Here is a 23,599-nt window from a genome sequence, read left to right as displayed (position 1 = left end):
ACATGAATTTCCAGAACTGGGGCCGTGTCAGTTTTTTGCGGAATTGTTCCTTCCCCGACAGCAATGCCCCGTGAACCTGGAAAATACTCTTCGCCAGATCTACACTAATCATTGTATCCTTCATTTTGCCGTCCTCTCCGTTAGATGGTCTACAGACCACCATCTTGGCACATTGCGATGCCGTCAGGGGAGGGCGGCAACCACCCCATCTTCAGTACCTGGAACAGCACATCGCTGATCCTACCGGCGCCAGCCGGTAGTGGTTCAGTCGCACCTCGAAAACCTTCTCTTTGGTCTGGACCAGTTGGATTCCACGAACGAAGAGGGCAGTACAACGACCGCAGGTTCGCCGGATGTCCCGGAGGTCTGAAAAATGGCAACACCGTCGATTGGTACACCAACCTTTTGGATGTCTCGCAGATGTTCGCGGGCCCTTTCGAGGAAAAGAGACCGGATCGTCAGCCAGTCATCGAAGTTCCGCATCAGATCGGGTTTTTGGGTTACCGGCAAGTCGCAGAGTTCGATCTCGTTTGATGCGGGAAGATCCGCATACAGCCGATGAAACAAGGGGGGAGTCGCGCCGCGCTTTATCCACGAGGCGCCGAAGGTTGCGAAGCTGCCTGGCTTCAATTCGCTTGCGCCCGCCCCAAGCGGTCCAGAGCCCGCCGATCACATAACCAAATACTCTAAGGAGGCTTAAACGCATATCTGCTGGCGATGCCCCTCCTTTGTATCTGGCGTGGAAATACCCGTTGATTGGAAACTACATCAAAGGGTTGCGCGTCAATTGACCATTGTCAAATCGCGTCGTTGGGCGGGGCCGTGGTCATAGGTCATACGAGGGAAGCGGATAGAAGGATCGGCACACCAAACGACAGCCAGGTCCGCATTGCGGGCGACAAGCCCCGGAATATAGCCTAACTTTGCCTTGAAGCGCCCACTTGCCTTGCGCGCCTGCGCCCCCTTTGATTTAACCGGAGCAATGTTTTTACCGGAGCCGTGCCAATGGTCGATATCGCCACCCGTGTTCATAATCACAAATGGAAGATCGACCCGATTGTGCGATCCCTGATCGACACTGATTTTTACAAGCTGCTGATGTGCCAATCGGTGTTTCGCAACAAGACCGACACGCAGGTTCGTTTTTCGCTGATCAACCGCACCAAATCCATCCGCCTTGCGGAATTGGTCGACGAGGGCGAGCTTCGCGAACAGCTTGATCACATCCGCTCGCTGTCGCTGTCGCGGGGCGAAAGCACCTGGATGCGCGGCAATACGTTTTATGGCAAACGCCAGATGTTCACGCCCGAATTCATGGATTGGTTCGAAACCCTGCGCCTGCCGCCCTATCACCTTGAAAAGCGTGACGGGCAATACGAGCTGACCTTCGAGGGGTCTTGGCCCGAGGTTATGCTTTGGGAAATTCCGGCGCTTGCCGTGTTGATGGAGCTGCGCTCGCGTGCCGTTCTCAACACGATGAAAAAGTTCGAGCTTCAGGTGCTCTATGCGCGCGCGATGACCAAGCTTTGGGAAAAAGTCGAAAAGCTTCGCGATATCCCCGATCTTCGGATTGCCGATTTTGGCACCCGCCGCCGCCACTCCTTTCTCTGGCAGGATTGGTGCGTGCAGGCGATGACCGAGGGGCTTGGCGATGCCTTTGTCGGCACCTCGAATTGTCTGATCGCCAAGAACCGCGACCTTGCCGCGATTGGCACCAATGCGCATGAATTGCCGATGGTCTATGCGGCTTTGGCCAGGAATGACGTCGCGCTCAAGCGTGCGCCTTATGACGTGTTGAGCGACTGGCACGAAGAACACGACGGCAACCTGCGGATCATCCTGCCCGATACTTACGGCACCGAAGGATTCTTGCGCGATGCTCCCGATTGGCTTGCCGGGTGGACCGGCATTCGCATTGATAGCGGCGATCCCGCGACCGGCGCCGAAACCGCGATCCGCTGGTGGAAAGAGCGCGGTGAAGACCCGCGCGAAAAGATGGTGATCTTTTCCGACGGGCTTGACGTTGACAAGATCATCGCGCTTCACAAACAGTTTTCGGGCCGCGTGCGCTGTTCCTTTGGCTGGGGCACTTTGCTGACCAATGATTTCCGTGGCCTGACAGCTGACGACGCCCTCGCGCCGTTCTCTCTTGTGTGCAAGGCGGTCTCGGCCAATGGGCACCCGACCGTCAAACTATCGGACAACCCGCGCAAGGCGATGGGCCCCGCCGACGAAATCGCCCGCTACAAACGGGTGTTCGGCGTCGGGGATCAAGAGGCCTTGGATGTCGTGGTTTAAAGGCGTTTCCCAAACCTGTCCTTGGCCCGTAGGGTGGGTGAAACCCACGCGCCTTATCCCGGCGTTTGCGCCCAATCCCAATACAATTGCCGTACCTTCTCGGTCATTGGTCCGGGGCGATATTGCGTGTCTTCAAAGGCCGAAACCGGCGTGACCTTCATCAGGTTGCCGGACAGGAACACCTCATCCGCCGCGTGGAAATCGTCGAATGTTATGACGGTCTCATGCACCGCAATCCCCGCCACGCGCAGGTTCTTGATGTGGCGCGCGCGGGTGATCCCGGCCAGGAATGTGCTATTGGGGATCGGTGTGAACACTTCGCCATCCTTGACGGCAAAGACATTGGCGGTGGCGGTTTCGGCGACATTGCCAAGGGCATCGGCGACCAAGGCATTGCCAAAGCCGCGATCCCGCGCCTCTTTCAGCATCCGCGCGTTGTTGGGATAAAGACAGCCCGCCTTGGCATTGACCACCGCATCCTCAAGCACCGGACGGCGAAACCGGGTGCGACAGAGCGTGGTGGAGAACCCCTCTGGCGGCATCGGAATTTCCTCAAGGCTGATGGCGAACCCGGTCGAGCCTTCTTTTGGCAAAACCCCAAGATCGCCACCATCCAGCGCCCAATACATCGGCCGGATATAGATCGCCGCCGAGCTTGGATAGGCCGCAAGCCCCTCGCGAACAATCGCCTCCATCTGCTTGGGTTCAACCGTGGGCGTGATCATCAAGGCCCGTGCCGAGGCGTTGAGTCGCGCGCAATGCTTGTCAAGGTCGGGGGTAATCCCATCGACGAAGCGCGCGCCGTCAAACACAGTCGTGCCAAGCCAGGCACCATGATCCGCCGCGCGAATAACCGCCAGATCGCCGTCATGCCAGCGCCCGTCAAAATAGGTTCGAATATTGGTGCCGGTGGCCATCTGAGATCTCTCCTTTTGGGTTGGCCGCAGATTAGGCCGGGCGCGCGCGGGCGTCTAGTGCTCTGGCGGGGCGTCGGCCAAAAGCGCTTCAAGGTCGATGGGGTCGTTGACCATGGCAAGCTCGCCTTGCGCATCACGCGGCCATTCAACCTCGGGGCGGTCACGGTAAAGCTCAACCCCGTTGCCATCGGGATCAGAGACATAAATCGCCTCGCTGACCCCGTGATCCGCCGCGCCCTCAATCGCGATCCCGGCCTTCAGCACGCGGCGCAGGGCATCGGCCAATTGCGCGCGATCGGGATAGAGAAACGCGGTGTGATAGAGCCCGGTGTGCCCCTTGGGCGCGGGTTTCCCGCCAAGGCTCTCCCAGGTGTTAAGGCCAAGGTGATGATGATAGCCACCCGCCGACAGAAACGCCGCGCGGGTGCCGTATTTCTGCTGAAGCTGGAAGCCGAGCACGCCTTGGTAAAAGTCAATCGCGCGGTCAAGGTCTGCCACCTTAAGGTGGACATGGCCGATGCTGGTCTGGGGGTGAACGGGGGTCATGGTCAGGGGCCTTTCGTTATCTGCCCCTAGACTATGACACTGCGCGCTGAACGCTCAACTCCCATTATCTGCCCATGTTCTGTGCAAAAATGCGCAGGTGGCTTAGATCCCCGCCTTTAGGCTTTCCTCAAGATAGATCTCGCGCAGGCGCGCGGCGCGCGGCCCCGGCGTGCCGTCGCCAACCGATGCGCCGTCGATTTCCACCACCGGCATCACAAAGGCGCTGGCCGAGGTGACAAAGGCCTCGTCCGCCGATTTCGCCTCGTCGATGGTAAAGTTGCGTTCCTCGACCTCCATCTGCGCCTCGCGGGCAAAGCGCAAAACGGCGGCGCGGGTGATGCCATGCAGGATATCGCTCGACAGGGCGCGGGTGATGATCTTGTTGCCCTTCACGATATAGGCGTTGTTGCTGGTGCCTTCGGTGACAAAGCCATCCTCGACCATCCAGGCATCATCGCAGTCGGCCTTTTTCGCCATCATCTTGCCCATCGACGGGTACAACAGTTGGACCGTCTTGATGTCGCGCCGACCCCAGCGGATATCCTCGATCGACACGATCCGAAGCCCGGTTTTCGCAACCGGGCTATTGGCCAGGCCGGGCTTGGATTGCGTGAACAGAACAAGCGTCGGTTCGGTGGTTTCGGGGTCGGGAAAGGCAAAGTCGCGGTCGCCATCGCTGCCGCGCGTGACCTGAAGATAGATAAGACCGTCTTCGATCTCGTTGACGCGCACCAATTCGCGGTGAATGTCCAGCAGGTCATCAAAGGCGGCGGGCTTTTTCATATCAAGCTCGGCCAGCGAGCGTTCAAGCCGCGCCTGATGCCCGCCGAAATCAATCAACTTGCCGCCCAGCACGCTGGTCACCTCATAAACCCCGTCCGCCATAAGAAATCCGCGGTCAAAGATCGACACGGTTGCCTCGGTCTCAGGCAGGTATTGGCCGTTTACATAAACAGTGCGCATGGTGTTATCCCCAAAGCTCGGGCCTGGGCGGGTGCACCCCGGCGGCGTCAAATGTCAAAGCGTTCTCACGGTCTTCGGCCAGAAGAAGCGGCCCGTCAAGGTCTGTCACCATCGCGCCCTGCGCCACAAGCGTCGCAGGGGCCATGGCAAGGCTTGATCCGACCATGCAGCCGACCATCATCTGGTAGCCTTGCTCAAGTGCCGCGTCGCGCAGGGCGAGCGCCTCACTGAGGCCCCCGGTCTTGTCGAGCTTGATGTTCACCACATCGTATTTGCCCCTCAATCCGCCAAGGCTGGCGCGGTCATGACAGGATTCATCGGCACAGACCGGCACCGGCCGCTCCATTCCGAGAAGCGCGTCATCTTCGCCTGCGGGCAACGGTTGCTCCACAAGCGCAACACCGAGGCGTAACAAATGCGGCGCAAGATCTGCATAAACCTCGGCGCTCCAGCCCTCATTGGCGTCAATGATGATCTGTGTCTGCGGCGCGCCGATGCGCACAGCCTCAAGGCGGGGCATGTCATCGGGCGTGCCAAGCTTGATCTTCAAAATCGGGCGATGGGCATTTTGCGCGGCCTGCGCCTGCATCTTTTCGGGACTGTCGAGCGACAGGGTATAAGCCGTGATTTCCGGGCCCGGTTGCGGCAGGCCGGCCAATTGCCAGACGCGTTGGCCGGTTCGCTTGGCCTCAATATCCCAAAGCGCGCAATCAACCGCGTTGCGCGCGGCGCCGGCAGGCAAGAGATCATAAAGCGCCGCACGCGTCATCTGATCGGGCAGGCTCATGATTTCGTTGGTGACACTCTCAAGGGTTTCGCCGTACCGCGCATAAGGCACGCATTCGCCCCAGCCGGTTACACCCCCGTCGGTGACCCTGACGGTCAGAACCTGCGCCTCGGTCCGTGACCCCCGGCTAATGGTAAAGACCTGCGCCAGCTTGAACACGTCGCGGGTTACGTCAATCTGCATGGCCCAGCCCTTTCATCGTTCCAAAAATACTCAAATCCCTTTCCTGCAATCACGCCCATACCTATCAAAGGCGCGCAAGCGCATCCACAAGCTTGGCCGCACCAAAGCGATAGGGGTCAGTGGCGGGAAGACCCATGTCGGCCTCTACTTTGGCCAGATATGCGTGCGCGACCTCTTCACTCATGTGCTGGGTGTTGACCGATATGCCGACCACCTGACAAGCGGGGTTCGCCACGCGCGCAATCGGAAGCGCCATGTCGCGCAGCGCCTCAAGCGACGGCAGGGTGTACTCTGGCAAACCGCGCATGTGGCTGCGGGTGGGTTCATGACACAGGATAAGCGCATCCGGCTGACCGCCGTGAATGAGCGCCATGGTCACCCCCGAGAACGAGACGTGAAACAAGCTGCCCTGTCCCTCGATAAGATCCCAGTGGTCGTCGTCATTGTCCGGTGTCAGCCATTCCACCGCCCCGGCCATGAAATCGGCCACCACCGCATCAAGCGGCACGCCGTCGCCCGTGATCAGAATGCCGGTCTGGCCGGTCGGGCGGAACGTGGCCTTTAGGCCGCGCGCGATCATGTCACGCTCCATCGCCATGGCGGTGTACATCTTGCCGACCGAGCAATCGGTGCCAACGGGAAGACAGCGTTTGCCGCGACGCGTCTTGCCATCGGCAATCGGATAGCTGAGCGATGGCACGCGCACGTCGTGCAGGGCGCGGCCGGTCGCCTCGGCCACTGCGCGCAGATCGGGTTCATCACGCAGGAGGTTATGCAGGCCAGATGCCAAGTCAAAACCCTCTTCCAGCGCCGTCACCAGCACCTTCTTCCATTCTTTGCTGATCACCCCGCCCCGGTTGGCAACGCCGATCACCAGGGTTTTTGCCCCTGCCGCCTTGGCCTCGTCCAGACTCATATCCGCCAGTCCGAGATCGGCGCCGCAGCCCGGCAAGCGCAGCTGTCCCACGGCGTTCTCCGGACGCCAGTCACGGATGCCGATGGCAACCTTGGCGGCCAGCATGTCGGGCGCATCGCCCAGAAACAGAAGATAGGGGGTCTCGATCACAGCGTGTCCTTCCAAGAGCTCTGGTTTGTGGCAATTTCCTACGAATTGAGCGCGATTATCTTTCTAAATCTCTGGAAAAAAGCATATTTGCATATGATCCTTCGATGAATAAGAAAATTCTGCGAATTTTCTTCGACCAATTGCGAATGTAGCGGCTGATTTAGCCGCAGGAAAAGCAGCTTGCGATTGCCCGCGCAATTTCATAACCAATGGCGCGAGAAATACGCAATTTCCTTAACCACGGAGCCACCCGATATGAGCTTTCGCTTGCAACCCCCCGCCCCCGCCCGCCCCAACCGCTGTCAGCTGTTCGGCCCCGGCTCGAACACCAAACTGTTTGAGAAAATGGCAGCCAGTGCGGCGGATGTGATCAATATCGATCTGGAAGATTCGGTTGCCCCCAGTGACAAGGATATTGCCCGCAAGAATACGATTGAAGCGATCAATACGGTGGATTGGGGCAAGAAATACCTGAGCGTGCGGATCAACGGGCTGGATTCACCATTTTGGTATCGCGACGTGGTCGATCTTTTGGAACAGGCCGGCGACCGCCTTGATCAGATCATGATCCCCAAGGTGGGCTGTGCCGCGGATATCTATGCTGTTGATGCGCTTGTGACCTCGATCGAGGCTGCGAAGGGGCGCAAAAAACCGATCAGCTTTGAGGTGATCATCGAATCCGCTGCCGGCATCTCGCATGTCGAAGAAATTGCCGCCGCCAGCCCGCGCCTTCAGGCGATGAGCCTTGGCGCCGCCGATTTCGCGGCCTCAATGGGCATGTCGACCACCGGGATTGGCGGCACGCAGGAGAACTATTACATGCTCCACGAGGGTCAGCGCCATTGGTCCGATCCCTGGCACTGGGCGCAAACGGCGATTGTTGCGGCCTGTCGGACCCATGGGCTTTTGCCGGTTGATGGACCCTTTGGCGACTTTAGCGATGATGAAGGCTTTCGGGCGCAGGCGCGCCGGTCTGCCACTCTTGGGATGGTTGGAAAATGGGCGATTCACCCCAAGCAAATCGCGCTGTCCAACGAAATTTTCACGCCTTCGGACGAGGCCGTGAACGAGGCGCGTGAAATCCTGCAAGCTATGGAAGAGGCCAAGGCGCGGGGCGAGGGCGCGACCACCTATAAGGGGCGTCTGGTGGATATCGCCAGCATCAAACAAGCCGAAGTGATCGTGAAACAGGCCGAGATGATTGCATCGCAATAAGCCTGAACTTTCTGGCGTGAAAACCAAAGCGGCGCGTCCTGAGGGGCGCGCCGCTTTCTTGAGTATCCACGCCGTGGAGCAAACCCTCCGACTTCCAGTCGGACCCGCTTCAGCGTGAAAGAATCGCTTTATGATCGTACCCTCAGAAAAATGAGCCGCAGCCGGGTCGGAGGCTCATTTTTCTGAGGGTACGATCATGCAATATGACACCGGCAAACACTGCGTTTTCTATCACCGCTACCACATCGTCTGGTCGACCAAGTACCGTTATAAGGTGCTGACGGGGGCACTGCGACTGCGGGTGCGCGACATCTGTCGGCAGGTCTGCCGCGAGAACGAGGTCGACATCTTGCGCGGGGTGCTGTCGAGCGATCACGTCCACATGTTCGTCTCGGTGCCGCCGAAGCTCGCCATCTCGGATCTGGTGCGCAAGATGAAGGGCCGTTCGTCCCACAAGGTGCAACGGGAGTTTCCAGCCATCCGAAAGCGCTACTGGGGCTGCCGATTTTGGGGCCGAGGATACTTTTCAACCACCAACGGTGCCATTACGGAAGACATCGTACTTCAGTACCTGGAACAGCACATCGCTGATCCTACCGGCGCCAGCCGGTAGTGGTTCAGTATTTCTGGAACGGTGAAAGGCTGTTGCCAAATCCGCCCGGTGTTGTTTCTGATCAGATCAGGGATTTGGGATCAACAGTGTCGATACCAAGGGCGGCGCCGACGGCCTCGTATGTAAGCTGACCGGCATGCACATTCAGACCATTCAGCAGGTGAGGATCATCGGCGCAGGACTGTTTCCACCCCTTTTTGGCCAGGGCAAGCATGAACGGCATGGTGGCATTGCCAAGCGCCAGCGTCGAGGTGCGGGCGACCGCGCCGGGCATGTTGGCGACGCAGTAATGCATGATGCCGTCGACCTCGTAGATCGGGTCCTGATGGGTGGTGGCGCGCGAGGTTTCAAAGCAACCGCCCTGGTCGATCGCCACATCCACAAGAACCGCGCCGGGTTTCATCATCGGGAATTGATCACGACGCACAAGCTTGGGGGCCGCAGCGCCGGGGATAAGGACCGCGCCGATCACCATATCGGCCAGCGGCAGCAGCTCTTCCAACAGACCGGCCGAGGAGTAGCCGGTCTTGAAGGTGCCACCAAAGACGTCATCAAGATAGCGCAGACGCGGCAGCGACCGGTCAAGCACGGTCACATCCGCGCCCATGCCGGCGGCGATCTTGGCGGCATGGGTGCCAACGACACCACCACCGATGACGATCACGCGGGCCGGGCCGACACCGGGCACGCCACCCATAAGAACGCCGCGACCGCCGTTGGCCTTTTGCAGGGTCCAGGCGCCGACCTGTGGTGCCAGACGGCCCGCAACTTCGGACATCGGCGCCAGAAGCGGCAGACCACCAGAGCGGTCGGTCACGGTTTCATAGGCAATCGCCGTACAGCCCGACGCCAGAAGGTCTTTGGTCTGTTCGGGATCCGGGGCGAGGTGAAGATAGGTGAACAAAAGCTGGCCCTGGCGCAGCATCTTGCGCTCGACCGGCTGAGGTTCCTTGACCTTGACGATCATGTCGGCGCTGGCAAAGATTTCCGCGGCGGTGTCGATGATCCGGGCGCCTGCGGCCTCATAGGCGGCATCGTCAAACCCCGCGCCAAGGCCGGCACCGGATTGGATCAAGACCTCATGGCCCTGGCTCACGGCCTCTAATGCGGCATTGGGGGTGACGCCGACGCGGTATTCCTGCGGCTTGATTTCTGTGGGGCAACCGATCTTCATTGGGCTCTCTCCTGTTTGCGTTTTGTCGCCACAGTGTCAAAGGCGGCAAGCAAGAGGGTTGAAATTTCGCTCGTCATTCAGAGAAATTTGTGAAGTATATTCGAATTGTGTGGGAAATATTAGAAAGGTCTTGCGCGGATGTCACTTGATTCGAATGATCGTCGCTTGTTGACGATTTTGCAAAAACGTGGGCGGATTTCCAATGCGGATCTGGCGGACGAGATCAACCTGTCGGCCAGTGCCTGTCACAGGCGGGTGCAGCGGCTTGAGGCAGAGGGCTATATCAAGGGATATGTCGCCCTTTTGGATGCCCGCAAGATGGGCGTACCGGCGACGATTTTCGTCGAAATAACCCTGAACACCCAGGCCGACGAAGTTCTTGAATCCTTTGAAAAAGCGGTGGCGCGTATCCCTGATGTGCTTGAATGTCATCTGACCGCCGGCAGTGCCGATTACATCCTCAAGGTCGTCGCCGAGGATACCGAAGACTTTGCCCGTATTCACCGCCAATACCTGACGCGGTTGCCCGGTGTGGCCAAGATGCAATCAAGCTTTGCCTTGCGCACGGTGTTCAAGACCACAGCCTTGCCAGTTTAAGTCAAATGCGCGGTTTATTTTGCGCCGCCGTTAAGCACGTTTTCAGCCTCCGGATGTGACTGTACCCCCCAACGAAAGGTTGGGGCATGGTCAAGACATTCAACGGGCTGGATAATGAATTTGCCGTTTCCACGGGGAGCAATGTCAACAGCAGCCCTGGGCGGTCAAAATTCGATTATCCGCCGACAAGCTCCACCAATTTGACGGTCACGTCACAGGAGGGTGACACCGACCCGAACCTTTTTGAGGTTGGCGAAACCTATACCGTAAGCTGGTCCGGTGTGAGCAGCGGGACGATTTTGGATGCGACCGTGATCCGAAGCGACGACGCGCCCAGCGATGGTGGCGGTGTTATCGTGTTCGAGGGGTTGGATGAAAACGGCGATCTGGCGCAGGTCGTCTGGACGCCAAGTTTTGATCTCGAATCCTGGTACTTCGACAATTTCAACGGCGGTGTTCCGCCGGAGTTTCACACTACTGATCAGAATGCGACCTATACCCATGCCTATGTGTGTTTCGCCATGGGCGTCACTATCGGCACGCCATATGGCCCAAAACCGATCGAAACGCTGTCTGCTGGTGATTATGTTTCAACGCGGGATCATGGGCGCCGGAAATTCTTTGGACGGGGCGCAAAACCGTGGTCGGGGCCGGGCGCAATGCGCCGGTCTGTTTTGATCCGGGCGCAATTGGCAATCATAGGCCAATGCGCCTGTCGCAGCAGCATCGGGTGATGGTCGCCTCGCCCATGGCCGAGCTACTCTTCGGCCATCACGAGGTTCTTGTCCCGGCCAAGGCGTTGATCAATGGACGTGACATACGATTAGAGCCCTGCCATGAGATCACCTATCTGCATCTTCTGCTGGAGCAGCACGAGATCTTGAATGCCGGGGGTGGCGCGCCCTGTGAAAGCCTCTTGCTTGGCGATATGGCCGACACCCTGATGTCAGAAGACCTGCCCGAGATCAGGGGTCTTGGGCAGGTGGGCGTTCGCGCCGCGCGCCCCATTCTGACCTATCGAGAGGCGCGCTGTATTGTCGGGGCGCGTATTCCGGCGATGACCGCCAAAGCGCTCTGAGGCGCTTGTCTGTTCCGTGACTTTGCAGCACTCTGAGGCCCTGAAAGAGGGCAAGGCATGGATTGGGATTACATTATCGTCGGCGCCGGAAGTGCGGGCTGTGTTCTGGCCAACCGCCTAAGCAAGGCCGGGCAAAAGGTGCTCTTGCTAGAGGCCGGCGGGCGCGACAACTATCATTGGGTGCATATCCCGATGGGGTATCTTTACTGCATCGGGAATCCGCGCACCGATTGGTGTTTCAAAACCGCACCCGAGCAGGGGCTGAACGGGCGCAGCCTTTTGTACCCGCGCGGCAAGATCCTTGGCGGGTGCAGCTCGATCAATGGCATGCTGTACCTGCGCGGACAGGCGGCGGATTACGATGGCTGGCGGCAGATGGGCAATACCGGCTGGGGTTGGGATGATGTTCTGCCCTATTTCAAACGCTCCGAGGATCATGTTGATGGCGCGTCCGACATGCATGGCGCGGGGGGCGAATGGCGGGTCGATAATCAGCGCCTGCATTGGGATGTACTTGACCACTGGCGCGATGCGGCGCTGGCGGCGGGGTTGCCGCTTAGCGAGGATTTCAACACCGGCAACAATGAGGGTGTCGGCTATTTCAAGGTAAACCAGCGGGGCGGCTGGCGGATGAACACCGCCAAGGCGTTTTTGCGCGCGGAATGCGGGCCGGGGTTAAAGGTTGAAACCCAGGCGCATACGCAGCGCGTGCTGATTGACAGTGGGCGCGCCGTCGGGGTGGAATACCGGCAAGGCAGCGAGGTGAAGGTGGCGCGCACCAAGGGTGAGGTGATCCTGAGCGCCGGGGCGGTCGGTAGTCCGCAGATCTTGCATCTGTCCGGTATCGGGCCGGGCGAGGAGTTGGCGCAGCATGGAGTTGAGGTGCACCACAATGCCCCCGCTATTGGCGGCAATCTTCAGGATCACCTGCAGCTGCGCTGTGCCTGGCGTCTGACCGGGGCGAAGACCCTGAACACCATGGCCAATTCGATGCTTGGAAAGATGGCGATCGGGTTGGAATACATGCTGAAGCGATCCGGCCCGATGTCGATGGCCCCGAGCCAGCTTGGCGCCTTTGCCAAGTCCCGGCCCGACCTTGTGACGCCCGACCTTGAGTTTCACGTTCAGCCGCTGTCGCTTGAGGCCTTCGGTCAGGGCCTGCATGATTTTCCGGGGATGACGGCCAGTGTTTGTAATCTGCGACCGGAAAGCCGGGGGCGGATCTCGCTTGCCTCGGCCAACCCGCAAGACGCGCCGGTGATTGCGCCCAATTACCTATCGACCGAAGGTGACCAGCAGGTTGCGGCGGCCTCGATCCGGGTGGCGCGCGAGATCATGGATCAGGCCCCGATGCAGCGCTATGCCCCCGAAGAGATCAAGCCGGGGCCAACCGCGCAAACCGAAGCAGAGCTTATGACGGCGGCGGGCGATATTGGCACCACGATCTTTCACCCGGTCGGCACCGTGCATATGGGCACGCACGACGGTGCGCCGCTTGATCCGCGTCTTCGGCTGCGCGGGATTGGTGGGTTGCGGGTTGTCGATGCAAGCGTGATGCCGACGATCACCAGCGGCAATACCAATTCCCCGACGATCATGATTGCGGAAAAGGCGGCCGATATGATCCTGGCCGATGCACGCCCCTGAGACTGTCAAAAGCCCCGGTGTTTCCACCGGGGCCCCAACTGGTACGCAGTATCGTGAGTGATGGCGCACAGCAGTCAATCAAAAAGCAAATTCTGCAACTGGTCACTGAACCACTTTTGTCACAGTGTACGCCACCGTACATGGGGAAAAAACATGCGTTTGTCCCGTATGGAAAACCTTACCTTTGGGTCAAATTTCGCATGACGTTGCGTAAACCTTGGGCACAAAAAAGGCCCCGGCGAAAATGTCGGGGCCTTGATCTAGAATAAGACGGTGATCACTCGTCGTCTTTTTCGGCTTTCTCAGGTGTAACCTCTGCGCCGGTTTCCTGATCGACGACCTTCATCGACAGGCGAACTTTGCCGCGATCATCAAAGCCAAGCAGCTTGACCTTAACGTCCTGACCTTCTTTGAGCACATCGCTGGGATGGTTCAGGCGGCGGTTTTCGATCTGGCTTACGTGGACCAGACCGTCGCGCTTGCCAAAGAAGTTCACGAAGGCACCGAAATCAACGATCTTGACGACCTTGCCATCGTAAACCTGGCCAACTTCGGGCTCGGCCACGATCGAATAGATCATGTCATAGGCTTTCTTGATCGAATCCGCGTTCGGGGATGCGATCTTGATGATGCCTTCGTCGTTGATGTCGACCTTGGCGCCCGACACTTCGACGATCTCGCGGATCACTTTACCGCCCGAGCCGATCACTTCACGGATCTTGTCGGTCGGGACCTGCATGGTTTCGATCCGGGGGGCGTGGATGCTGAAGTCAGCAGCGCCGGAAAGCGCCTTGTCCATTTCGCCCAGGATGTGCATGCGGCCTGCTTTGGCCTGCTCAAGCGCCTGTTTCATGATCTCGGGCGTGATGCCCGCGACCTTGATGTCCATTTGCAAAGAGGTGATGCCCTCGGAGGTGCCGGCAACTTTGAAATCCATGTCGCCAAGGTGATCTTCGTCACCAAGGATGTCCGACAGGATCGCGAAAGAGCCGTCATCTTCAAGCACAAGGCCCATCGCCACGCCGGCAACGGATGTCTTGAGCGGAACGCCCGCATCCATCATCGACAAGGAGCCACCACAAACCGACGCCATCGAGCTTGAGCCGTTGGATTCAGTGATCTCCGACACAAGACGGATGGTGTAGGGGAAATCGGTTGCCGCAGGCAGAACCGCCTGAAGTGCGCGCCATGCAAGTTTACCATGGCCGATTTCACGACGTCCCGGAGGGCCAACGCGCCCGGCTTCGCCCACCGAATAGGGGGGGAAGTTATAGTGCAGCAGGAAGTTCGATTTGAAATTCCCGTGCAGCGCGTCGATGAACTGTTCGTCGTCGCCGGTGCCAAGCGTGGTCACAACCAGGCCTTGGGTTTCGCCGCGGGTGAACAGAGCAGAGCCGTGGGTGCGCGGCAAGAGGCCGGTTTCACACACGATGTCACGGATTTCATCCAGACGACGACCGTCGATCCGGTTGCCGTTCTTGACGACATCACCGCGCAGAACGCTTGATTCCAGCTTTTTGAAGGCCGAGCCAAGGTTGCCATCTTCAAGCTGTTCTTCGCTCAGCTTGGATTTGATCGCATCGCGTGCGGCAGAAATCGCATGGGTGCGCTCTTGCTTGTCACGGATTGCGAATGCGGCGCGCATGTTGTCTTCGCCAGCGGCTTTGACGGCCGCGTAGAGGTTGGAGTAATCCGGCGGGCTAAAGTTGAACGGCTCTTTCGCGCAATCTTCGGCGAGCGAGATGATCAGATCACAAACCGGTTGGATTTGCTCATGGGCAAAGGCCACGGCGCCAAGCATTTCTTCTTCGCTAAGCTCGTAAGCCTCGGATTCGACCATCATCACGGCGTCTTTGGTGCCTGCGACGACCAGATCAAGGCGCTGCTCGGGGTTGTTGCGCAGGTTGTGCATATCGTCGATCTCGGGGTTGAGGATATATTCCCCATCCGAGAAACCAACGCGACAGCCGGCGATCGGGCCACGGAACGGTGCGCCCGAAATGGTCAGGGCGGCCGAGGTTGCGATCATCGCGACGATATCGGGGTCATTGACCAGATCGTGGCTCAGAACGGTACACATCACGAGGGTTTCGTTTTTGAACCCCGGTACAAACAGCGGGCGGATCGGACGGTCGATCAGGCGCGCGGTCAGTGTTTCTTTTTCCGAAGGGCGTGCTTCGCGCTTGAAAAAGCCGCCGGGCACTTTGCCGGCCGCATAATATTTCTCTTGATAGTGAACCGTCAGCGGGAAGAAATCCATTCCCGGTTTTTGCTCTTTGGCAAAGGTCACGTTTGCCATAACGCTGGTTTCACCAAGCGTGGCAATGACAGACCCATCGGCCTGACGGGCAATCTTGCCGGTTTCCAGTGTGAGGGTTTCTTCCCCCCACTGCATCGATTTTTTCGTCTCTTTAAACATCACGTTTCCTAAGTTGGCCGTATCGGGCGTATCCCGTCGGGCCCATTTGCATCCGGGGCCACATTGCCCCGCGGCTTTTCTTCATCCTGTTACCCCCGCAAAGCCAGTAGAGCGCAACAATCGGATCATGTAAAAACCGCGCCCGTTTAGGGGCGCGGCATTTGTCTTAGCGGCGGATACCGAGGCGTTGGATCAGGTCGCGGTAGCGGCCTTCATCCTTGGACTTTACATAGTCCAAAAGCTTGCGGCGCAGGGCGACCATTTTCAAAAGGCCACGACGACCGTGGTTGTCTTTTTTGTGGGTTTTGAAATGCTCGGTCAGCGTGGTGATCCGCGACGTCAGGATTGCAACCTGTACTTCGGGCGAGCCGGTGTCGCCTTCTTTGGTTGCGAATTCTTTGATGACGCGTTCTTTTTCTTCTACGGTAATCGACATCGGGGTCTCCTTTTAAGTCAATGTTGCGGGCACAGGCCGGGATGTCGTCCAGCCAGGTCCATTAGAGATCGCCTCGGGACGGGCCCGAAGGATACGCGCGTATAGGGGAATTTTGGCGAAAAAGAAAGCGCGAATCGCGCTAGCCGGTTACAGGCCGTTTGTCGTACCAAAGCTGCTTTGCGGCAGCAGGGTGATGTGATCAAGCGACAGCCCCCCGGCATTGGCAATCATCGCGATGCGCACGCCGTTCAGCACAATATGCTGATTAGATCCGTTTTCTTCATCGGCCTCAAGGCTGACCTCTGGGTCGGTGCCATCACTATCATCGAAAAACACCATCAGCGAGTCTTCGGCGGCAGAGAAATCAAGCACTTCGGCCTGATGATCCTGCGAAAGCCAATCGCCGAGCACGATCGAATCCTCGCCTGCACCTGCGGTTACGATATCATCGCGCCCGGCAATGATAAGGTCATCGCCGCCGCCATTCAGGTAATCACGGCCGTCGATATCATCGGCCTCTTCGGTGGTGTCATCGTCGGTTACACCATTCACGACATCGTCGCCCCAGCCGCCAAAAAGCGTGTCCTGGCCCATGCCGCCATCCAGCGTGTCATCATCAAGATCGCCATGCAGGGCATCATCGCCGTCGTCACCGCGCAGGTGGTCATTGCCTGCGCTGCCGACAAGGCTATCGTCGCCGCTGCCGCCCTCAAGACTATCCTGTCCGTTATGGCCGAAAAGGTCATCGTCCTCATCGTCGCCAAAAAGCTCGTCTTCGTCGTCACCCCCGTGCAGAGTATCTTCGCCATCCTCGCCGTGAATGTCATCCCGGCCCAAGCCGCCGTACATCTGATCGTCGCCGCCGCCACCGGTGACGGTGTCATCGCCATCATAGCCGTTGATCTGATCATTGCCGACGGTGCCCCCGATAGTATTGAGATCATCGTCACCGCTTATGATGTCGCCAGTTTTGTCGTCGCCGTCGAAACTCTCATGATCGCGCCCGTCGCTGTCATCCTCGGGCTCGACTAGAGACAGGCCAAACGCCACCGGTGAAGCAGACGCTGTTTCGCCTCCCTCAAAGCCATCAAAGGCTTGCTGGACAAGGTCGGGTTCTGCGGTGTCGAGACCATTGTCGCCTGAATTGTCTTCCGAGGTGGTGCTGTTGCCGCGATCCGTGTCTTCCGAATCGTCTTGGGCCGGGTCCAAGCCAACAAAGGTGGCTGCCCCGACTGCCATCATTCCGATTAGACTAGCAAGAAACAACATTTCACACGCTCACTCTATAGGCACAATAGGCCGCCGAATAAGGCCACCAATCGCCCATTCGAGCAATGAATTGTTTAATAAATGGTTAATGCGCGCAGTGCGCCAGTCTTATTCCGCCGGGATGCGGCCCTTTGGCACCACCTCGTACCCCGGCTCTTCGGGCTCTTCATCGGTCAGTTCGGCCGGAAAACCGGGTGCGAGAACATCAAGACCGGTCGCCTCTTCAAGCCGCTTGATGATATTGGGCGACAGCTCTCTTTCGCCGAACCGTTCAATACCGTCGTTGAAGATACTGACCATCAGGGGGCTGATTTCAAGCGGCACGCCGGCGCGATCGGCGACTTGCTGAAACAGGCCAATGTCCTTTTTGACAAGGTCCATGGTGAAGGAGATATCACGGCTTCCGTTCAGGATGATCTGACCTTCGGTTTCGGCGGAAAAGGACGTGCCCGAGGAAATTACGATCGCCTCGTAAGTCGTTGCCATATCCAGCCCTGCCGCCTTCATCGTCACCATCGCCTCGCATAGCGATAGAAGGTTGGCAGTGGCCAGGTAGTTGGTCATCACCTTGAGGACCGATGCAGTTCCGATGGGGCCGGTATGAAGAACGCGACGGCCAAGCGTCGTCAGCATCGGCAACATCCGGTCAAACGTGTCACGGTCACACCCTGCGAAGATCGAGATATTGCCGGTGGCGGCCCGGTGACAGCCGCCGGAAACCGGGCATTCAATCGCCGAGGCCCCTTTGGCGCTTATCAGCCCGGCGAGGCGTTTCACCTCTGTTTCATCGGTGGTCGACATTTCCGCCCAGATCTTGCCCTCGCTGATCCCGGCCAGAATGCCATCTTCGGCCTCCATCACCGCAGAGCAGGCGGCGGGCGAGGGCAGGCAGGTGATGATAATATCACAGGTCTCGGCCAGTTCCTTGGGGCTGTTGGCGCTTTTTGCGCCGCGGGTCACGAAGTCCTGCACCAGAGAGTCGTCAAGATCGCGCACCGTAAGGTCAAACCCGTTGCGCAGAATTGAACCGGCAAGTTTGCCGCCGACATTGCCCAGCCCGATAAATCCGATTTTCATTTTTGTTGTCCCCGCTTGTCCGCCCCCATCGGGGCCGTTGGCACAAGCCTTTTGCGATTCGCGCGACAAATGCAAAAGCGAAATGCTGAAAGGGCGAAGAAATCTCGGGGCTCAGGCGAGGCGCAGGGTATCGCCAAGGCTTATCTTCGGCTCAAGCACGATACGCTCGGGATCGGTTGGCGCGTCGGCCTCGGCGCGGCGCGCGATGATCTCGGCGGCCTTGCGCCCGATCTCAAGGCGGCAGGCATCCATCGTGGCCAATTCGCGTGGCAGACCCTTGAGAAGCTCAACCCCGTTGAACCCGGCAAGCCCGATCTCACCGGGGATGTCCACGCCTTTTTCCAGCAGGTAAAGCAACCCGCCTGCGCCGATCATGTCATTGGAATAATAGAGAAAATCAATATCCGGGGTGCGACGCAGAATTTCTTCGGTCATTTCGCGCCCTTTCAAAAGGGCCGAGCCGCCGGAATAGAATTCCTGATCGGCGATCTCGATGCCGGCCTTGGCAAGCGCCTCGGTAAAGCCTTCAAAGCGTTTGCGCGCCCGGTGATCGAGCGGCATCTTGGTGCCCAAAAATCCGATGCGTTTGTACCCGGCCTTGATGATCGCCTGTGCCATCTGTTGCCCAGCGCGGCGATGGGAAATGCCGACCACTGAATCGATCGGCGTGCCGTCGACATCCATGATTTCGACCACCGGAATACCGCTCGCGCGGAGCATGGCGCGGCTGGCATCGGAATGCTCAAGCCCGGCGATAATCACGCCAGAGGGCCGCCACGATAGCATTTCGTAAAGGACCTTTTCTTCCTTTTCAGGACGATACCCGGTCAGGCCCACAACCGGCTGAAGACTGGTTTCCTCAAGGATTTGGCTAATGCCGGTCATCACTTCGGGGAACACCATGTTCGACATTGACGGAATGATCACCGCCACAAGATTGACCCGGTTTGACGCCAGCGCGCCCGCAATCTTGTTGGGCACATAGCCAAGCCGTTTCGCGGCCTCAAGAACCCGCGTGCGGGTGCCGTCCGACACATCGCCCTTGTTGCGCAAGACCCGGCTCACGGTCATCTCGGACACGCCAGCCGCCTCGGAAACATCGCGCAGGGTCAGCGGGTGGTTATCTTTTTGGGCCAAGGTCGTTTTCCTGCAAGGTCTTTCCCAAGTGTTACCGCGAACAGCACGCCCTGATCAAGCGGTCAGCCAAGCGCCGGGTGCGTGGTGGTAAATCGGACGATGACAAATCATTTCCGGAGGGGTAATGAAAACCCCGCGTGGCCCCGTGGCTCAACTGGATAGAGCAGCCCCCTCCTAAGGGGCAGGTTACTGGTTCGAATCCAGTCGGGGTCACCAAAAACACTTGAAAAATATGGCTTATTTACAGGGATTTGCGCAGAAGCTTGCAGAAACTCCCGAGAGCTTTCGGGCCGAATTCGGCGGAAACAGCGGAAATTTCGTACAAAATTCGCACGTCTTTGCGCACTTTGGGGCCTTTTAATGAGCTGGCGGGTCGCAAACACATGCGCGGAACGAAAGTTCGGCAGCGCAACGCGCAAGCAGATCATCATGTTTCTGGCTGACAAAGCCAGCGACGATGGGTCTGGCATCTGGTGTTCCAAGGGAACAATTCAGCGACACACGGAGCTGGGCGAGACCACGGTCAAGCGGACGGTGCGCGAGTTCTTGAAGGAAGGCGTCCTTGTCGAGACCGGCGCGCGGACCTGCAAGAACGGATTCACCGTCGTCTACCGGATCGACCTGAGCAAGGTTGAGGCACTTGAACGCACGTTAGAGCCTAAGATTCAGACGGGGTCCACAGTGGCCCCCGTCCAGACTGGACCCGGTACGGGGGCCACTGTGGCCGGTGTACCGGGGCCACCACGGCCCCCAAACCATCCTAAAACCATCCATAAACCACCTACGCGCAAGCGCGAGGCGGCGGAGAATGAAGAAGCTGAGAAGATTTTGGCGGCGTATCCACCTGACCGGCTGCGCGGCAAAGCGGCCTGCCTTGCCCAGATCGAAGAGGCCATGAAGGACGGGATCGCACCGGAGGACTTGCTGAAAGCCGTCCAGGCCTACGCAACCGACAGCGCAGGGTTCACCCGTTCCAAGGTCTGCTTTTCCGACAACTGGTTCCAGTCGCGTCGCTGGCAAGGATACATCAAAGATATCCGCGCCAAGCGGGAGGAAGCCCAAGCTGCAAGCGCAGATCACCATGCGCGGCTGGCCTGTTGGATCAGTGATCGCAGTCCAATGTGCACACACATCACGGCACCACAAGTGACGGTGTTGCTTGCCTCAAAGCTGGTGACACAGGCACAAATCCAAGCCGCAGGCCTCAGATCATGACCGCAACCGATCCCACCGAAGAGCAAACAGCAAGGCGACCCATGTCATACGCTGGCGCTGCTGACACGGGACCTTGCGAGGGGTGGCAAGCCTCCCCTTCGAACCCCACCGGCGCGGGAAAAGCCCGCACCAAAGAGCCGCTGACCGAGACATTCGTCTTCCGGTGCACAGCGGCAGAGAAGGCCCAGCTGCGCGCCAAGGCTGAGGCGGCTGGCCTGCCCTCCGCGACCCTGCTGCGCGAGGCGCTTGGCCTGACCGAAGCCCGTCGCCGCAAGCCCATCCCCCGCGTTGATCCGGCGCTCGTGCTGGCGGTCGGGCGCATTGGCGGCAACCTCAACCAGATTGCCCGCTGGCTGAACCGCGCCATGCTGACAGGCCGCGTTGACCTCGACGCGCTGAGTGTCGCCCGCCGCCTGCTGACCATCGAACGCCAGCTTGCCCAGATCGTCGAGGCCGCGCGCCGATGCTGATCAAGTTCTTTCGCAACGGCAAAGGCGCGGGCGCTGGTCCGGTCGGCTACCTCGTCGCGGACAAGGTACTGGCCTATGACGACAACCGCGACCTGATCCGTGACGCAGACGGTCAGCCCATGGCCGTCACGCGGGAACCTTTGCCGGAAGTCCTGCGCGGCAATCCCGACCGCACTGAAGCCCTGATTGACGCCAGTCGCCACCAGTGGACCTATCGTGCGGGCGTGATCAGCTTTGCCGCCACCGACGCCCCGACCGAGGAGCAGCAGGCCGAGGTCATGGACGGGTTCGAGCGGCTGGCCTTCGCGGGGCTGGACCCGACGCAATATGAGGTGCTTTGGGTCCGACATACCCACGAAGACCGCGTCGAGCTTCATTTCTGCACACCGCGCTTGGAGCTGCGGCCAAAGGAGAGATGCAGGAGGCGTCACTGCAATTCGTCATTGCGTTTATCAAGAGCATCGAACCTGAAAGCGAGATTGAAACGATGCTGGCGGCGCAAATGGCGGCGGTTCATATCTGCGCGCTGGACGCATCGCGGCGGTATCTTTCGTCCACGTCTTTGGCTGGCAAGGACAGCGCAGAACGGGCCATGACCAAACTCACAAGGACATTCACGACCCAGATGGAGGCGCTGAAACGTCATCGCGCCAAGGCCCAGCAAACGGTGCGTGTCGAGCGCGTTAATGTTGAGAGCGGCGGACAGGCGATTGTGGGCGACGTAAGCCACCGGGGGGAGGGCTGAGCATGAAAAGTGACGCTAACCCCATGCAAAGTGCACATGCGGCGCTGCGATGCGCTGCTCGGTCCAAGCGCACTGGCCTTCCATGCAAAAATCCTGCGGTTCGAGGCTGGCCCGTCTGCCGAATGCATGGCGCTGGCGGTGGGCAACCAACTGGTGAAGAACACCCAAACTATCGTCATGGGCTCAGGACCAAGCAGATGCAGGAACTGCGGCGGTTGGCTGCAGTTCTCAGCAGGGAGGCTCGAGATATTAGCAATGACATCGATTAGCTCAAACGAAGCGGAATACCCCAGTTCGGATGTCATCCGGTCGGCAAACTTTCCCCCTAAAGCCGTCACAATGTAAAATTAGAGTGTCTAGGGAGAAACCGGATTAGAAAACTATCAAGATGGAAATATTGATCTTCCTGCTTATGATGTGCGGCATGATAGGTTTTCTTGCAGCGGTATCACTGGAGCCGGTGAGACGATTTGTGCACGAAGCAATAGCAAGCACTGGACTGATTGAGTTCGTATTTTTTGTCTCAATCATAGTTGGCGTTTCGTTTGCTTAGCAACGCATAGGTTTTCGCCTGCATTTACGTGCCTCAGCGCTCATAATCAAAACAATACCGTTGCCGCGAGTGCGATGGTGGATGTCGCGAAAATCCCACTGCCGAACCTTACCTTAGACCTGGCTCAGAGATGCGCCCAGATGCAGCGCTACGGCCAAGAGCACAGGGCAACGATGCCAATGCCCTTCTAAGCAAGGTTGGAACGTGTGCCGCCTGCACGGCGCTGGCGGTGGTGCGCCATCGGGTTCAGCCCATCCCAATTACAAACATGGCCTCAGGACGAAGCAGATGGAAGCCATTCGCCGGTTGGCCTCGTTTCTGGGCAAAGAGGCACGAGACATGAGTTAGTGTCCCAAGGTATAAACAGGATACGGCGGCGATGAGGGATGCCGCAATCGGGCTGCGAGGCTAAGGCGGCGCTGGCCGCCCTAGTGCATTGCTTTGGCTGTAAGGGCCAAATGGTTAAGGAGAACTTTATTGGTATGCCTACAGCAATATTTTAGGATGCCAGGCAAAGAAGAGAACGAAGCTTTTCAATTACCTCCTTTATCAACGGATATCTGACCGATGGGATTAAGAATAAAAGAGCTGAGACTTGCGCGGGGCTGGACCCAGACCGATTTAGCGGAAAAATCCCGCATGTCCCGGTCGCAGCTTTCCATGATTGAAAGCGAAGCCCGCACAGCCAACACGCTGCGCCTTAACGCTATTGCCTCCGCCCTTGATGTACGAATTGAGGACTTATTTGCCTCGCCTGCTAGCGAAAACCAGCGCATAGCGGAATTACTGCAAAAGCTTAGCCCAGAGGACAAGGCCGCGCTTATTCGCTTTGCCGAGGCTTTGGCCTCGAAATAGATGAAATCGCAACCCATTGTGGGGGGTGGCATGCTAGGAATCTGGTGGTTGGTAGTGGCGCTGAGTGGCTAAACAGATTTTGAGTGCAAGTTCACCATCACATACCCCAAGTATCCCCGCGGGAAAGGTGGTCTATAGGGTGGACTGAACGACAAGTCAGCGGATTAAGTATCCACGCCGTGGAGCAAACCCTCCGACTTCCAGTCGGACCTGCTTCAGCGTGAAAGAATCGCTTTATGATCGTACCCTCAGAAAAATGAGCCGCAGCCGGGTCGGAGGCTCATTTTTCTGAGGGTACGATCATGCAATATGACACCGGCAAACACTGCGTTTTCTATC

21 protein-coding genes, 1 tRNA gene and 2 pseudogenes are annotated in these 23,599 nt (G+C 58.5%); 12 read left to right on the top strand and 12 right to left on the bottom strand.

Translation table 11 applies throughout. The features are described from left to right. Nucleotides 1–124: pseudogene (locus ROG8370_RS21640) on the bottom strand (IS110 family RNA-guided transposase); the annotation flags it as partial. An 881-nt stretch (nt 125–1,005) separates the two neighbouring features. Between ROG8370_RS21640 and pncB the strand changes: the two are divergent. Beyond that, the gene (gene pncB / locus ROG8370_RS17230) at nt 1,006–2,298 is read left to right on the top strand and encodes a nicotinate phosphoribosyltransferase (RefSeq protein ID WP_085828400.1); all 1,293 of its coding nucleotides are present in this window, start codon (nt 1,006–1,008) and stop codon (nt 2,296–2,298) included. A 53-nt stretch (nt 2,299–2,351) separates the two neighbouring features. Here the strand turns inward: pncB and ROG8370_RS17225 are convergent, their stop codons facing one another. The 5 genes from ROG8370_RS17225 to dgcN all read right to left on the bottom strand — a co-directional run bounded on the left by ROG8370_RS17225 (nt 2,352) and on the right by dgcN (nt 6,760). Further along, nucleotides 2,352–3,215 carry a branched-chain amino acid aminotransferase gene (locus tag ROG8370_RS17225; protein ID WP_085828399.1) on the bottom strand — a complete coding sequence of 288 codons (864 nt, stop codon included), beginning with the start codon at nt 3,213–3,215 and terminating at the stop codon, nt 2,352–2,354. Between the two features lie 54 nt (nt 3,216–3,269). After that, nucleotides 3,270–3,761: a VOC family protein gene (locus ROG8370_RS17220; RefSeq protein WP_085828398.1), complete on the bottom strand. Its 492-nt coding sequence runs from the start codon at nt 3,759–3,761 to the stop codon at nt 3,270–3,272. A gap of 102 nt (nt 3,762–3,863) precedes the next feature. Next, nucleotides 3,864–4,724: a D-amino-acid transaminase gene (locus ROG8370_RS17215; RefSeq protein WP_085828397.1), complete on the bottom strand. Its 861-nt coding sequence runs from the start codon at nt 4,722–4,724 to the stop codon at nt 3,864–3,866. Nucleotides 4,725–4,728: 4 nt separating this feature from the next. After that, nucleotides 4,729–5,694, bottom strand: a complete 966-nt coding sequence (gene dgcA, locus ROG8370_RS17210) for an N-acetyl-D-Glu racemase DgcA (protein ID WP_085828396.1) — start codon at nt 5,692–5,694, stop codon at nt 4,729–4,731. Nucleotides 5,695–5,758: 64 nt separating this feature from the next. Continuing rightward, a complete protein-coding gene (dgcN, locus tag ROG8370_RS17205; RefSeq protein WP_085828395.1) occupies nt 5,759–6,760 on the bottom strand; it encodes an N-acetyltransferase DgcN in 1,002 nt (333 codons plus the stop codon). Nucleotides 6,761–7,015: 255 nt separating this feature from the next. Here dgcN and ROG8370_RS17200 point away from each other — a divergent pair, with 255 nt between their 5' ends. Both ROG8370_RS17200 and tnpA read left to right on the top strand, forming a co-directional pair. Next, nucleotides 7,016–7,975, top strand: coding sequence for an L-malyl-CoA/beta-methylmalyl-CoA lyase (locus ROG8370_RS17200; protein ID WP_085828394.1), 960 nt, complete (start codon nt 7,016–7,018; stop codon nt 7,973–7,975). Nucleotides 7,976–8,171: 196 nt separating this feature from the next. Further along, nucleotides 8,172–8,588, top strand: coding sequence for an IS200/IS605 family transposase (gene tnpA, locus ROG8370_RS17195; protein ID WP_085825361.1), 417 nt, complete (start codon nt 8,172–8,174; stop codon nt 8,586–8,588). 61 nt (nt 8,589–8,649) lie between these two features. Here the strand turns inward: tnpA and ald are convergent, their stop codons facing one another. Continuing rightward, nucleotides 8,650–9,762 (bottom strand): alanine dehydrogenase, encoded by a 1,113-nt coding sequence (ald, locus tag ROG8370_RS17190; protein ID WP_085828393.1) that lies wholly within the window; start codon nt 9,760–9,762, stop codon nt 8,650–8,652. A gap of 138 nt (nt 9,763–9,900) precedes the next feature. Between ald and ROG8370_RS17185 the strand changes: the two genes are divergently transcribed. The 3 genes and pseudogenes from ROG8370_RS17185 (at nt 9,901) to ROG8370_RS17175 (ending at nt 13,084) form a co-directional block, all read left to right on the top strand. Then, nucleotides 9,901–10,359, top strand: a complete 459-nt coding sequence (locus tag ROG8370_RS17185) for an Lrp/AsnC family transcriptional regulator (RefSeq protein WP_085828392.1) — start codon at nt 9,901–9,903, stop codon at nt 10,357–10,359. Between the two features lie 86 nt (nt 10,360–10,445). Then, nucleotides 10,446–11,437, top strand: a pseudogene (locus ROG8370_RS20295) (Hint domain-containing protein). A 57-nt stretch (nt 11,438–11,494) separates the two neighbouring features. Continuing rightward, a complete protein-coding gene (locus ROG8370_RS17175; protein ID WP_085828390.1) occupies nt 11,495–13,084 on the top strand; it encodes a GMC family oxidoreductase in 1,590 nt (529 codons plus the stop codon). 277 nt (nt 13,085–13,361) lie between these two features. Here the strand turns inward: ROG8370_RS17175 and pnp are convergent, their stop codons facing one another. The 5 genes from pnp to ROG8370_RS17150 all read right to left on the bottom strand — a co-directional run bounded on the left by pnp (nt 13,362) and on the right by ROG8370_RS17150 (nt 19,422). Further along, the gene (pnp, locus tag ROG8370_RS17170; RefSeq protein WP_085828389.1) at nt 13,362–15,503 is read right to left on the bottom strand and encodes a polyribonucleotide nucleotidyltransferase; all 2,142 of its coding nucleotides are present in this window, start codon (nt 15,501–15,503) and stop codon (nt 13,362–13,364) included. 166 nt (nt 15,504–15,669) lie between these two features. Further along, complete coding sequence (gene rpsO, locus ROG8370_RS17165) at nt 15,670–15,939, bottom strand: 30S ribosomal protein S15 (protein ID WP_073197640.1); 270 nt, start codon at nt 15,937–15,939, stop codon at nt 15,670–15,672. A 147-nt stretch (nt 15,940–16,086) separates the two neighbouring features. Continuing rightward, a complete protein-coding gene (locus tag ROG8370_RS17160; protein ID WP_245827470.1) occupies nt 16,087–17,178 on the bottom strand; it encodes a calcium-binding protein in 1,092 nt (363 codons plus the stop codon). A 138-nt stretch (nt 17,179–17,316) separates the two neighbouring features. Further along, on the bottom strand, nt 17,317–18,285 hold the full coding sequence (locus ROG8370_RS17155; protein WP_085828403.1) for an NAD(P)-dependent oxidoreductase: 969 nt from the start codon (nt 18,283–18,285) through the stop codon (nt 17,317–17,319). Between the two features lie 111 nt (nt 18,286–18,396). Beyond that, nucleotides 18,397–19,422, bottom strand: coding sequence for a LacI family DNA-binding transcriptional regulator (locus ROG8370_RS17150; RefSeq protein WP_085828387.1), 1,026 nt, complete (start codon nt 19,420–19,422; stop codon nt 18,397–18,399). Between the two features lie 139 nt (nt 19,423–19,561). Between ROG8370_RS17150 and ROG8370_RS17145 the strand changes: the two genes are divergently transcribed. From ROG8370_RS17145 to ROG8370_RS17120, 6 genes are all read left to right on the top strand, one after another. Then, a tRNA-Arg gene (locus ROG8370_RS17145) sits at nt 19,562–19,638 on the top strand. A gap of 144 nt (nt 19,639–19,782) precedes the next feature. After that, nucleotides 19,783–20,637, top strand: a complete 855-nt coding sequence (locus ROG8370_RS17140; protein ID WP_085828386.1) for a hypothetical protein — start codon at nt 19,783–19,785, stop codon at nt 20,635–20,637. Nucleotides 20,638–20,678: 41 nt separating this feature from the next. Next, nucleotides 20,679–21,107, top strand: a complete 429-nt coding sequence (locus ROG8370_RS17135) for a plasmid mobilization protein (RefSeq protein WP_245827468.1) — start codon at nt 20,679–20,681, stop codon at nt 21,105–21,107. Then, entirely contained in the window at nt 21,101–21,703 is a 603-nt protein-coding gene (locus ROG8370_RS17130; protein ID WP_245827466.1) for a relaxase family protein, read from the top strand. Before ROG8370_RS17135 ends, ROG8370_RS17130 begins: the two co-directional genes overlap by 7 nt. Beyond that, on the top strand, nt 21,700–21,852 hold the full coding sequence (locus ROG8370_RS20660) for a hypothetical protein (RefSeq protein WP_170925285.1): 153 nt from the start codon (nt 21,700–21,702) through the stop codon (nt 21,850–21,852). Before ROG8370_RS17130 ends, ROG8370_RS20660 begins: the two co-directional genes overlap by 4 nt. Before the next feature lie 1,120 nt (nt 21,853–22,972). Beyond that, the gene (locus ROG8370_RS17120; RefSeq protein WP_085828384.1) at nt 22,973–23,260 is read left to right on the top strand and encodes a helix-turn-helix transcriptional regulator; all 288 of its coding nucleotides are present in this window, start codon (nt 22,973–22,975) and stop codon (nt 23,258–23,260) included. The last annotated feature ends 339 nt before the right edge of the window (nt 23,261–23,599 follow it).

Source organism: Roseovarius gaetbuli (assembly GCF_900172365.1).
GTDB lineage: Bacteria > Pseudomonadota > Alphaproteobacteria > Rhodobacterales > Rhodobacteraceae > Roseovarius > Roseovarius gaetbuli.
This window is presented reverse-complemented; position numbering and strand designations above follow the sequence as displayed.